Consider the following 11,424-nt stretch of genomic DNA (forward strand, 5'->3'; position numbering starts at 1 on the left):
GCATTGTGAGGCTCGACAGGTTCGCGTGTCGGTCACACAGAATTCGCCGCGGAGGAGTACCAGCGGGCTAAGCAACGGGTTCGGTCGCGCCGTGGTGCGGGTGGTGAGTGCTGGATGCCGCAGCAAGGCGCGACTGAACGGGGGATAGCCGCGTGTAGGGGACCTTCGCCCCTAACTGGGATATACCCCCGGGAGTACCTTCATCTCGGAGCCGCGAACCGCTGCGGCCCGAATGCGAGGAGAACACCATGAAGATCGTCGTCGTCGGAGGAGTCGCCGGCGGAGCATCCGTCGCGGCGAGGGCTCGCCGTCTGGACGAGTCGGCCGAGATCGTCGTTCTCGAGCGGGGCGAGTACGTGTCGTTCGCGAACTGCGGTCTGCCGTACCACATCGGCGGTGTCATCGCCGATCGGAGCCGCCTCCTGCTCCAGACACCCGAGAGTCTTCGCGAATCGCTCGACATCGATGTGCGCATCGGCCAGGATGTCGTCGGTCTTGACCCCGCGGCCCAGACGGTGACGGTGCGCGAGGTCGCGACCGGGCGCGAGTACACCGAGTCCTACGACGCGCTCGCGCTGTGCCAGGGCGCCGATCCGCTGCAGCTTCCGCTTCCGGGAATCGACCTTCCCGGCATCCACACCCTGCGAAACGTCACTGACATGGACGCCATCAAGTCGCGCCTCGACGAGGCTCTCGCCGCCGCCGCGGCGCAGGGCCGTCCCGCGAAGACCGTGGTCATCGGCGCGGGCTACATCGGCATCGAGATGGCCGAGAACCTCATTCACCGCGGAGCCGAGGTCACCCTCGTCGAGCTTGCCGACCAAATCCTGCCGCCCCTCGATAAGGACGTCTCGATTCCGGTCGAGCAGCACGCTCGGGGGCGGGGGGTCGAACTGCAGCTCGGCACTGCTGCGGCTGCCTTCACCCGGGCATCCGACGGGATGCTGCGGGTCGAACTCAACAACGGCCGGTCGCTCCCGGCGGACCTGGTCGTGCTCTCGGCGGGCGTGCGACCCAACGTGGGTCTGGCCCGCGAGGCGGGGCTCGAGATCGGAGAGCGCGGCGGGATCGTCGTCGACACGCACATGCGCACCTCCGACCCGCACATCTGGGCGGCGGGAGATGCCGTCGAGACGGCCCACACGGTGCTGCCGGGGCGCTGGATCACCCCTCTTGCCGGACCCGCGAACCGCGAGGCGCGCGTGGCAGCCGAGAACATCTGCGGCCGCACGACCGAGTATCTCTCGACCCAGGGCACCTCCATCGTGAAGGTGTTCGACATGACCGCGGGCGCGACGGGTGCCAACGAGCGGCAACTTGAGCGGGCTGGCGTTGACTACCTCACCGCGCACGTGCATCCGTCGGGGCACGCCGGCTACTACCCGGGCACGGCGCAGATGCACATCAAGGTCACGTTCTCGCCCACGGACGGCAAACTGCTCGGCGCACAGATCGCCGGTTTCGACGGGGCCGACAAGCGGCTGGATGTCTTCGCGACGGCGATCCGGCTCGGCGCGACAGTCCACGATCTCGAGCACCTCGAGCTCGCGTACGCACCGCCGTTTGGGTCAGCCAAGGACCCCGTGAACATGGCGGGATTCGTCGCAAGCAATGTGCTCAGCGGTGATCTGAAGCTCTGGTACGCGAAGGACTATCCGGCAGCGACCGACGGATGCCGCATCATCGATGTGCGCACCGACGTCGAGTACGACATCTGGCACATCTCGGGAGCCGAGAACGTGCCTTTGGGCATCCTTCGTGAGGCGTGCGAGAGCTGGGATCGTGATGTTCCCATCCGGCTGTACTGCGCGGTCGGATTCCGCAGTTACCTCGCCTATCGCGCGCTCGTGCAGCGCGGCTTCACCGATGTGCGGACGCTCTCGGGCGGCTCGACGACCTTCCGCTTCTTCCACGATCTTGAGCCGGTCGGGTTCATTGCGAAGCCCGCGGAAATCCACTATGCCGAGGCATCCGATCTGCTCGCTCAGGTGAAGGGATCGGGTCAGGTGGTCGACCTCGACTGCACGGGGCTCGCGTGCCCCGGGCCGATCATGAAGCTCACGAAGCAGATGGATGAGCTGCAGCCGGGCGATGACGTCGTCGTGCACGTCTCGGATCCCGGGTTCGCGCACGACGCTCCGGCGTGGGCTGCGAGCCACGGACACGAGATGCTCGCGATCGCGCCCGAGGGTCCGGGGTATGTCGCGACCTTCCGCAAGAGCGCGGGAACGGATGCTCCGCGGGCCCTGCAGACGCTGAATCAGACATCCTTCGTCGTCTTCTCGGGAGATCTCGACAAGGCGATCGCCGCCTTCATCATCGCGAACGGTGCGCTTGCGATGGGGCAGAAGGTGTCGATGTTCTTCACGTTCTGGGGGCTGAACATGCTGCGCCGGCACGATGCGCCGCCGCGCGAGAAGAAGGTCATGGACCGGATGTTTGCCATGATGATGCCTTCGGATGCCGGCCACCTGCCGCTGTCTCAGATGAACATGGCGGGAATGGGGCCGAAGATGATCAAGGACGTGATGAAGCAGCACAACGTCCCGACTCTCGAGGAGCTCATGGCATCGGCGCGCGAAGGCGGCGCGCAGCTGGTCGCATGCACGATGACGATGGATCTTCTCGGTATCGCTGAGAGCGACCTGCAGGACGGCATCGACTTTGGTGGCGTGGCGACCTTCCTCGGCGAGGCGCAGAAGTCCGGGACGACCCTGTTTATCTAGCTCGCGGTGCGCTTCGGGGCGTTCGGTCGCGCCGTGGTGCGGGTTTGGCGAGCCGGAGGTCGCAGTTCGCCGCGACTGAGTGGGAGGATGTGCCCGAGTGGTGGTGTTCTCTGTTGTCGGTCGCGCCGTGGTGCGGGTTTGGCGAAACGGATGCCGCACGTCGGCGCGACTGAAATGGAAAATGGCTCGCGACCGGGGGAGCCCGCTCGGTGTGACAGGCTGAGATCGTGACGATCGAACCCCCGGCTCCCGGAGAGCCGCGCCGCCCGATGGGCCCGCGCGATCCCGGTGACGCATGGGTGATCGCGCCGACGGGGGAGCGCTACTGGGGCCGGTTCGGCGCGGCGGGTCTTCTTGCTGTGGATGCCGAGCGCGGCATCCTGTTGCAGCACCGCGTCGGCTGGAGCCACCACGGCGGAACCTGGGCGCTGCCCGGCGGCGCGCGACACGAGAACGAGGATGCCGGTGTGGCGGCGCTCCGCGAGGCGCGCGAGGAAGCCGCGGTGCCGCAGGATGCCGTTCGGCAGCGCTTCTGGAGCGTTCTCGACCTCGGGATCTGGTCGTACACGACAGTGATCGCCGACGTCATCGAGCCGTTCGACCCGCAGATTGCGGATGCCGAGAGCGTTGCCCTCGAGTGGGTTCCGGTGGAGGAGGTGGCCGAGCGGCCGCTGCATCCGGGGTTCGCGTCGGCGTGGGCGCATCTTCGCCCGCTGCTGTCGGTGCGCCCGGCTATCGTGATCGATGCTGCGAACGTCGTGGGTTCGGTTCCCGACGGATGGTGGCGCGACCGCGCGGGTGCCGCCGAGCGCCTGCTCGAACGGGTTCGGCACTGGCAGGCGCGGGGAGTGGATGCCGACGCGCTCGAGCTTCCGGGCGCGCACTGGTTCCCCGAAATCTCGGTCGTGCTCGAGGGGCAGGCCAAAGGCGCGGCCCCATCCGCGGATGACTCAGGCGCCGGCATCCGTGTGGTGCTGGCCCCCGGCGAGGGGGATGACGAGATCGTCGCCGAGACGCAGCGGCGGGTCGCGAGCGGCGAACAGGTCGTCGTCGTGACCAGCGACAGAGGGCTCGCCGACCGGGTGAGCGCTGCCGATGCGCGGGTGGTCGGGGCCGGCTGGCTGCTCGATCAGCTCGACGATCGCGCGTAGCCCAGAGTTACTCGGCCGATCGGCCCCGCAGTCGATCGATGTCACGGCGTTCGCGCTTGGTCGGCCTGCCCGCTCCGCGGTCGCGAACCGGGACGAACGGCGTCTCTTCCCGCGACGGGCGGGCCGGGGTACGGTCGTCTATTGCGAGGGCTGCCGCCGGTGCTCCGACGCGCTTGGTCAGCAGCTGCTTGACGACGAGGATCCGATCGAAGCCTGCGATCCGGACGCGCAGCTCGTCGCCGATCCGCACGGGCTGCGCGGCCTTCGCCCGGTCGCCGCCGACGCGCACATGCCCCGCGCGGCATGCGGCGGTGGCTGCGGAGCGGGTCTTGTAGACCCGGATGGCCCAGAGCCAGGCGTCGACGCGGACGGAGTCGGTCACACCGTCGATTCTCTCGCGGCCCGGGCCGCGTGGGTCGCGATCACCGCTCCCACGGCGATGAGCCCCTGCCCGAGCGTGTAGGTGATCATGACGAGCGCACTGCTTCCCGAGGGCATGGTTTCGGGCAGGAAGAGCCGGAACGCGAGCACCGTGTCGGAGACCAGGAAGAAGGCGCCGCCCCACGCGATCGCGGGGTGGCACCGGGTGGAGAGCACGGCGGTGCCGCCGAGGACGAGCCCGTACACCGCGACTGCCACCGCGAGTCCTCCGAGGGTGGGCCAGAGGTACACCACCAGGACGATCCACCACAGCGCGTAGATGGCGGACCACCACGGCAGGCGACGAACCGCGAGGAATCGCCAGAACAGCACGATGTAGGCGACGTGCGCGAGGCCGAAGCAGAGGAGCATCGCCGGCAGTTCATCGTCCAGGAACGGGAAGAAGGTCGCCGCGCCGTCGCCAAGCCATGACAGCGCGAGTGCGACGAACAGCAGTGTGTAGGGCGGACCCCACTGCGAACCCCGACCGCCCCAGAGCACCGCCACCGCGAGGAGCGGCATCAGGGCGAGCTTGGTCGGGCCGCTGACGGCATCCCATCCCGACAGCAGCGCCGTCACGTGCACGATCGACACGGCTGCGTAGGGCAGGAACCCCCACCACCAGCGTGGGGAGAGATCGGATGCCGCGACTCGGGTCGTGGCAGCATCAACGGTCACAGACACTCCTTCGTGTAGGAAACCGCTCCCACCCTATTGCTGGTGAGTGCGCGAGAGGTAGCGCTGGTCGCTCGCGGATCGCGAGAATGAACGCGGAGGGAGTCAAAATGGCGGAATCGATAGTGGTGGCATGTCCGTCGTGTGGTGCGAAGAATCGGGTGCCGGCGGCGCGCGCCGGCAAGGTCCGTTGTGCCGCGTGTCACGCGGATCTGCCCTGGCTCGTGGAGGCCGACGACGCTTCGTTCGACGCTGTCGTGGGTGATGCAACGCTTCCCGTGCTGGTTGACGTGTGGGCGCCGTGGTGCGGCCCGTGCCGGATGGTCTCGCCGATCGTCGAACAGATGTCGCGAGAGTTCGCCGGCAAGCTCAAGGTCGTGAAGGTGAACTCGGATGAGTCGCCGCGCGTTTCGCAGCGTCACGGCATCCAGAGCATTCCGACTCTGCTGTTCTATCGCGACGGCGTTGAGAGGTCGCGGCAGATCGGGGCTCTTCCGGCCCCGCAACTGCGCCAGTGGGTTGCCGGCCAGGTCGGTTAGGGCTGGGTTCGTACGCTGCTGCCAGGACCGGCTAGGATAGGGGAGTTGTCCGCGCTTCGGTGCGGCTCCGGGATGTGGCGCAGCTTGGTAGCGCACTTGACTGGGGGTCAAGGGGTCGCAGGTTCAAATCCTGTCATCCCGACCGGAACGACGCAGGGCTCGCCGCAGGCGGGCCCTTCGTCGTTCCGCGAGCGGATTCCGCGAGCGGATTATTCAGGCGGGCCCACGCCGCCGGAGGCTCCGCACGCCGCGTAGCGGCCTGCCGGGCCCTCGACGGGCGTACCGGGGGCATCTCGACCAAGCCTCGTCACGGACGGTCGCTTCTGCGCATGATGCCCTAGGGGGCCGGGGGTGCGTACTCGTCGTCGGGTGACCACGTCACGGTAGGGTCCGGGCGAAGCACCAGAATGTCGCCAGGCTGGATCGTCTTTCCCGGAGGCGTGCGATGGTTGTAGACCCCGACGGTGATGTAGTCGATGCAGAAGCGCTCGCCGATGGCGGCTAGTGCGTCGCCGGGCTGGACCGTGTACGTCTCGATCTTCCCCTGCTCGTCGTACCCCACCGGCCCGGATGCGTAGCCCGACGTTCCCATGTCAGTGAGCTCTCCGAGGAGCTTCCCCGGCCCCTCCCGTTCGATGGCGATCATCGCGTTGGTTGCGCAGTCTCCGGGCCCTATCGCCGAGAACGTGTGGCCCTCGATCGTCTGCAGATCTGCTCCACTGGGCTGTGAGGGCGTCGTCGACTCGGTGAGAGGAGGCCCGCCCGCGGGCGCGGCATCCGTCTCATCCGGGGATGCCGTGAGCATTCCCGACGACGCTGAGCACCCTGCAATGAGGCTGATAGCGAGACCGACACCGGCGGTGCCGGCGACGGCTCGGACAGCGATCCTGGTGACGCGGCTCATGCGCTGAACCTTATGCCCCATACGCTCAGGTGAGGAGGTCCGAGAGGTACACCTGACTTCGCGCCCAGCCGGGTGCGCAGCCACCGAGGATGCCGGTCGTGACTGCCGCGAGCGCGATGGTCGCAATGGAGCGGCTGCGGCGGGTCATGATCGCAGGCCTCTGCCGTCTCAGCGGCGCGGGGGGCGGTTCTCGCGCTTAGCCGAGTTGCCGAAACGGTCGGGCTTGAGCTCGATCAGCTTGCCGCTGATGCGTGTGTTCTCGAGGCGCTTCAGCGTGTCGCGGGACAGATCGGCTGGCAGCTCGACGAGCGAGAAGTCGGGGCGGATCTGGATCGCGCCGAAATCTTCGCGGCGAAGACCGCCCTCGTTGGCGAGGGCTCCGACGATCTGACGCGGCTCAACCTTGTGGCGCCGGCCGACCGAGATCCGGTAGGTCGTTCGAGATCCGCCTCCGCCGCGGGGGCCGCGATCGGAGCGGTCGCCGCGGTCCCGTCCGCCGTGCCCGGATCGGTCCTGCGAATCACGTGAGAAGCGCGGCTCGGGTGCGGCATCCGGCTCGAGCAGCAGTGGCGTGTCGCCCTGCGCGACGATGGCGAGCGCCGCCGCGACGTCCGCCTCGGGCACATCGTGATGCTCGACGTAGTGCGCGACGATGTCGCGGAACCGGCTGATCTGCTCGGGATCTGCGAGCGCCGCCGTGATGGCGTCGTCGAAGCGCGTGAGTCGTGTGGCGTTGACGTCGTCGACACTCGGCAGCTTCATTTCGGTCAGCGGCTGCCGAGTGGCCTTCTCGATCGAGGTCAGCATGCGCCGCTCGCGCGGGGTGACGAAGCTGATCGCTGCTCCCGTGCGACCGGCTCGTCCCGTTCGCCCGACGCGGTGGACGTATGACTCGGTGTCGATCGGTAGGTCGTAGTTCACGACGTGGCTGATGCGGTCGACGTCGAGGCCTCGGGCCGCGACATCCGTTGCCACCAGGATGTCGAGCTTGCCGCTCTTGAGTTGATTGACGGTGCGCTCGCGCTGAGCCTGCGCGACATCGCCGCTGATCGCGGCTGCCGTGTATCCGCGGGCGCGCAGCTTCTCGGCGAGGGTCTCGGTCTCGTTCTTCGTGCGGGTGAAGACGATCATGCCCTCGAAGTTCTCGACCTCGAGGATGCGGGTGAGCGCATCGACTTTCTGCGGGTACGACACCACCAGGTACCGCTGCGAAATATTGGCCGAGGTGGTGGTCTTGGTCTTGACCGTGATCTCTTCGGGGTCGCTCAGGTACTGCGCCGAGATGCGCCGGATCTGCGCGGGCATCGTCGCCGAGAACAGAGCCACTTGCTTGGTGCTCGGGGTGTCGTCGAGGATCGTCTCGACATCCTCGGCGAAGCCCATCTTCAGCATCTCGTCGGCCTCGTCGAGCACGAGGTACTTCAGCTCCGACAGATCCAGTGTGCCCTTGTCGAGATGGTCCATGATGCGGCCAGGGGTGCCGACCACGATGTGCACCCCGCGGCGGAGAGCCGAGAGCTGCTGGCCATAACCTTGTCCGCCGTACACGGGCAGCACGTGCACGCCGCGCAGGTGCGACGCGTACTTCTCGAACGCCTCGCACACCTGCAGGGCGAGTTCACGAGTAGGTGCGAGCACGAGCGCCTGCGGCGTCTTCTGCGAGAGATCGAGTCGAGAGAGGATCGGCAGCGCGAACGCCGCAGTCTTTCCCGTGCCGGTCTGGGCGAGCCCGACGACGTCGCGTCCGGCGAGCAGAGGAGGGATGGTGGCGGCCTGGATGGCGGACGGTGTCTCGTACCCGACGTCCTTCAACGCCTTCATGACCGCGTCGCTGAGACCGAGCTCAGCGAATGCGGGTTCGGATCGAGGAGGCTCAACCTCGTCGGTTACGTTTTCGAGGGAAGAAGCCATAGGTGTGACGCTAGTCGCTCCGTGGGTTTGGCGCGATTCGGCATCCACGCCAGGGTGAGCGGGAAACCCCCCACAACGTCACCGATGCAGGTGCGCGCGCTGACCCTCGCGGTCGAAGACCATCACGAGCTCGGCGGGCCCGTCGACGGCGCTGATGGCATGGGGAGTCATGGTCGAGAACTCCGCAGCCTCGCCCTGGGCAACTTCGATGCGCCGTTCGCCGAGCTGCAGCAGAACCCGCCCCTCGAGTACGAGGAACCAGTCGAAACCCGGATGCACGCGCGTGGCGGGGATCTCGGACACCGGCTCCAGGCGCATCTTCATCGCCATCGTGCGTCCGTCGACCCGGTTCAGCGCCCACGTCGTGCGCGCCCCGTCAGTACGCTGAGTCGGTCGGATGACGACATCGTCGTCATCCTCGGCGCGCAGCAGGTCGTCGACGCTCACCTGGAGGGCTTCGGCGAGCGGCACAAGAACGTCGATGCTGAGCGCGCGCTTACCGGTCTCGATGCGACTGATCGTTGACGCACTGAGGTTACTGCGTTCGGCGATCTCATCGAGCGAGTACCCGAGGGTGGTGCGGATGCTGCGCAATCGCATCCGCGCGAGAGTCTCGACATCCGTGCTGGTCATGAGTCCAGCATCCGTTGCTCTTGCGGATATTGCAAGCTGGCATCCACTATGCGCTAGGCCGGTCTAGCCTCGACGCATGGGCACCCACGACTCGTCTCACCACCACACCCGCGGTCCCGCGATGATTCGCCGGTGCGATGTCGCCGTCATCGGCGGCTCGGCTGCCGGCCTTGCCGGCGCACTCCAGCTCGTCCGCCAGCGCCGTTCGGTGATCGTGATCGACGACAACACACCGCGAAACGCACCGGCCGAGCACATGCACAGCTACCTCGGGCGCGAAGGTGCGCCGCCCGCCGAGCTACGGGCGATCGGCCGGGAGGAAGTCCGCTCCTACGGCGGAGAGGTGCTGTCGGGGCGCGTCCTCGACGTTCACCGCGACGGGGATCTGTTCCGCCTCGAACTCTCCGGTGGAGGGGCCCTGCTCGCGCGTCGTGTGCTCGTGGCATCCGGGATCACCGACGAACTGCCCGAGATCGACGGCCTGCGCGAACGGTGGGGTCGCTCGGTGATTCACTGCCCCTTCTGTCACGGCTGGGAGGTGCGCGACCAGCGCGTCGTCCAGATCGTCACGAGCCCGCTCACGTTGCACCCGACCCCGCTCATGCGCCACCTCACCGACACTCTGACCGTCGTGCTGCACGACGGCGTCGAGGTGGATGCCGAGGCGGTGCGCCGACTTGAGGCATCCGGTGTCACGGTGATCGCCGGCACCGTGACACGGGTGACGGATGCTGACGGCGCACTCGGCATCGACCTCACCGACGGCACGCGAATCGCCGCGGACGCCGTGCTGGTCGGCGCGCGGTTCCATGCCCGCGTCGAAGCGCTCGCCGGTCTGGGGCTCGAAGCGACTCCCCACGCGACAGGGTTCGGTGAGGCGCTGATCGCCGATGCCACGGGCCGAACGGCCGCGGACGGCGTATTCGCGGCAGGTAACGTCGTCGACCCGAGCCTGCAGGTGCTTCCCGCCGCCGCGAACGGCAGTATGGTCGGCGCGCAGATCGCGTTCAGCCTGGCCGACGAAGATCTCGCCGCAAGCTCCCGCCCGTCGGGCGTCGAGACCGAATGGGACGGTCGCTACAGCGGCGAGCAGGTCTGGAGTGGTAACCCGAACGGCACGCTCGTTGCTGAGGTCGACGGACTCACCCCGGGAACTGTTCTGGATGTCGGGGCGGGCGAGGGCGGCGATGCCCTCTGGCTTGCCGAGCGCGGGTGGCGTGTGACGGCATCCGACGTTTCCTCCCGCGCACTCGCCCGCGTCGAGCACGAAGCGCGGCGTCGAGGACTGGCCGTGCGCACATGGCACGTGGATGCCAACAGCATCCACCCCTACGCCGGCGAGACGTTCGACCTCGTCTCGCTGCAATACGGATCGTTCGCCCGCACTCCCGACGGCAGGGGAGTGCGCAGCCTTCTGGGTGCAGTGGCTCCCGGCGGCACGCTGCTGGTGGTCTCCCACGACACGGCGTGGGCGTGCGAGGGGCTCGACCCTGCCGAACACACGCCGATGTTCGACCCGGATGCGTACGTCGGCGTCACCGAGATCGCGGTCGCGCTCGCCGCATCGGAGGGGTGGCGGATCGACGTGCACGAGACGCGGCCGCGCCCCGCCGGAGCGGTGAGTGGCCACCACGTCGAGGATGTCGTGCTGCGGGCGGTGCGAACCACCTGAGCGCGTGACCGCCCCTGGGGCGCGAAGGGTGCCCCGGTCTCAGCTGTCGAGGAGGCGTGAGAGGCGCTTCTTGCGGCAGTTCTGAGTCACGATCCATGCGACATCGGGATCGCCGGTATCGAGGGCGGCGAAGACGGGAAGGCCACGCATCGGATCCGCGGCGACAGCCACGCTCCAGCAGTAGCCCAGCGCCAGTCGCAGGGTTCGGACGTCTGGGGTCTTCCGCTCCGCAGGCGGCTGGCTCGCGAGGTACTGGGTCGTGCGCTCACAGGCGTCCAGCGCGAGCTCTGCCATCCGAGGATCCCGCAGCAGGCGCGGCTCGCAGATTGCTGCGAGGGCGGCGCGCTGCACGAGGGGATGGGCGCGGTCGACCCACGCATCCACGATCGATGCCAGCGCCGCGGGCCTGGCGTCACCCAGAAGCTGGAGGCCCAGCGCGACGCCCTCGCGCACGCGCCACCGGGCGTCGGCGGCAAGCTCCCGGGCGCGCTTTTCGGATGCCGCGCCCTCGACTCGCATGCCGAGCGCGGCAGCCGCGCACATGGCGTGGTACTCGTCGCCCGTTGTCAGGAGTGCGTCAATGGTGGGCTCATCGGCGAGAGGGGCGAACGCTGCGACAAGCTCGAGATTCGCGCGTGGACCAGGAAGTCCGGAATGGGCTGAGAGGTAGGCCGCCCACGCCGATGTCGGCATAGGGAGCAGCTCAGCAGCCCTGGAGTCCCGCGGGGTGGTGGTCTTTCGGGCCCGCGGCGTCGTGACCGCGACGGGGTGAGCCATCGTGCGATGGTCAGTG

At 68.0% G+C, this 11,424-nt stretch carries 11 protein-coding genes and 1 tRNA gene; 5 read left to right on the forward strand and 7 right to left on the reverse strand.

Annotation, left to right across the window (positions count from 1 at the left end; translation table 11 throughout):
• The first annotated feature begins 248 nt into the window (after positions 1-248).
• Positions 249-2,726, forward strand: coding sequence for an FAD-dependent oxidoreductase (locus tag BGO47_RS15035; RefSeq protein ID WP_292713248.1), 2,478 nt, complete (start codon positions 249-251; stop codon positions 2,724-2,726).
• A 227-nt stretch (positions 2,727-2,953) separates the two neighbouring features.
• Positions 2,954-3,877: an NUDIX hydrolase gene (locus tag BGO47_RS15040; protein ID WP_292713250.1), complete on the forward strand. Its 924-nt coding sequence runs from the start codon at positions 2,954-2,956 to the stop codon at positions 3,875-3,877.
• A gap of 7 nt (positions 3,878-3,884) precedes the next feature.
• Here BGO47_RS15040 and BGO47_RS15045 read toward each other — a convergent pair whose 3' ends face one another.
• Positions 3,885-4,259 (reverse strand): RNA-binding S4 domain-containing protein, encoded by a 375-nt coding sequence (locus BGO47_RS15045; RefSeq protein ID WP_292713252.1) that lies wholly within the window; start codon positions 4,257-4,259, stop codon positions 3,885-3,887.
• Positions 4,256-4,975 carry a lysoplasmalogenase gene (locus tag BGO47_RS15050; protein WP_292713254.1) on the reverse strand — a complete coding sequence of 240 codons (720 nt, stop codon included), beginning with the start codon at positions 4,973-4,975 and terminating at the stop codon, positions 4,256-4,258. The genes BGO47_RS15045 and BGO47_RS15050 overlap by 4 nt, the downstream gene beginning before the upstream one ends.
• A 158-nt stretch (positions 4,976-5,133) precedes the next feature.
• On the opposite strand from BGO47_RS15050, the gene trxA reads away from it, so the two are divergent.
• Positions 5,134-5,511 carry a thioredoxin gene (gene trxA, locus BGO47_RS15055; RefSeq protein ID WP_366246897.1) on the forward strand — a complete coding sequence of 126 codons (378 nt, stop codon included), beginning with the start codon at positions 5,134-5,136 and terminating at the stop codon, positions 5,509-5,511.
• A 68-nt stretch (positions 5,512-5,579) separates the two neighbouring features.
• Positions 5,580-5,653: transfer RNA gene (locus BGO47_RS15060), tRNA-Pro, on the forward strand.
• 195 nt (positions 5,654-5,848) lie between these two features.
• Here the strand turns inward: BGO47_RS15060 and BGO47_RS15065 are convergent.
• The 4 genes from BGO47_RS15065 to BGO47_RS15080 form a co-directional block, all read right to left on the reverse strand.
• On the reverse strand, positions 5,849-6,415 hold the full coding sequence (locus BGO47_RS15065; protein WP_292713257.1) for a LysM domain-containing protein: 567 nt from the start codon (positions 6,413-6,415) through the stop codon (positions 5,849-5,851).
• 25 nt (positions 6,416-6,440) lie between these two features.
• Complete coding sequence (locus BGO47_RS15070) at positions 6,441-6,563, reverse strand: hypothetical protein (protein ID WP_292713258.1); 123 nt, start codon at positions 6,561-6,563, stop codon at positions 6,441-6,443.
• A gap of 20 nt (positions 6,564-6,583) precedes the next feature.
• Entirely contained in the window at positions 6,584-8,326 is a 1,743-nt protein-coding gene (locus BGO47_RS15075; RefSeq protein WP_292713259.1) for a DEAD/DEAH box helicase, read from the reverse strand.
• Between the two features lie 78 nt (positions 8,327-8,404).
• Complete coding sequence (locus tag BGO47_RS15080; protein ID WP_292713260.1) at positions 8,405-8,959, reverse strand: XRE family transcriptional regulator; 555 nt, start codon at positions 8,957-8,959, stop codon at positions 8,405-8,407.
• Positions 8,960-9,035: 76 nt separating this feature from the next.
• On the opposite strand from BGO47_RS15080, the gene BGO47_RS15085 reads away from it, so the two are divergent.
• Positions 9,036-10,631, forward strand: a complete 1,596-nt coding sequence (locus BGO47_RS15085) for a bifunctional NAD(P)/FAD-dependent oxidoreductase/class I SAM-dependent methyltransferase (RefSeq protein WP_292713262.1) — start codon at positions 9,036-9,038, stop codon at positions 10,629-10,631.
• A 39-nt stretch (positions 10,632-10,670) separates the two neighbouring features.
• Here BGO47_RS15085 and BGO47_RS15090 read toward each other — a convergent pair.
• Positions 10,671-11,424 (reverse strand): hypothetical protein (locus BGO47_RS15090; protein WP_366246898.1); only part of this gene is annotated, 754 nt, incomplete at its 5' end.

Source organism: Microbacterium sp. 67-17, assembly GCF_001898325.1.
GTDB lineage: Bacteria > Actinomycetota > Actinomycetes > Actinomycetales > Microbacteriaceae > Microbacterium > Microbacterium schleiferi.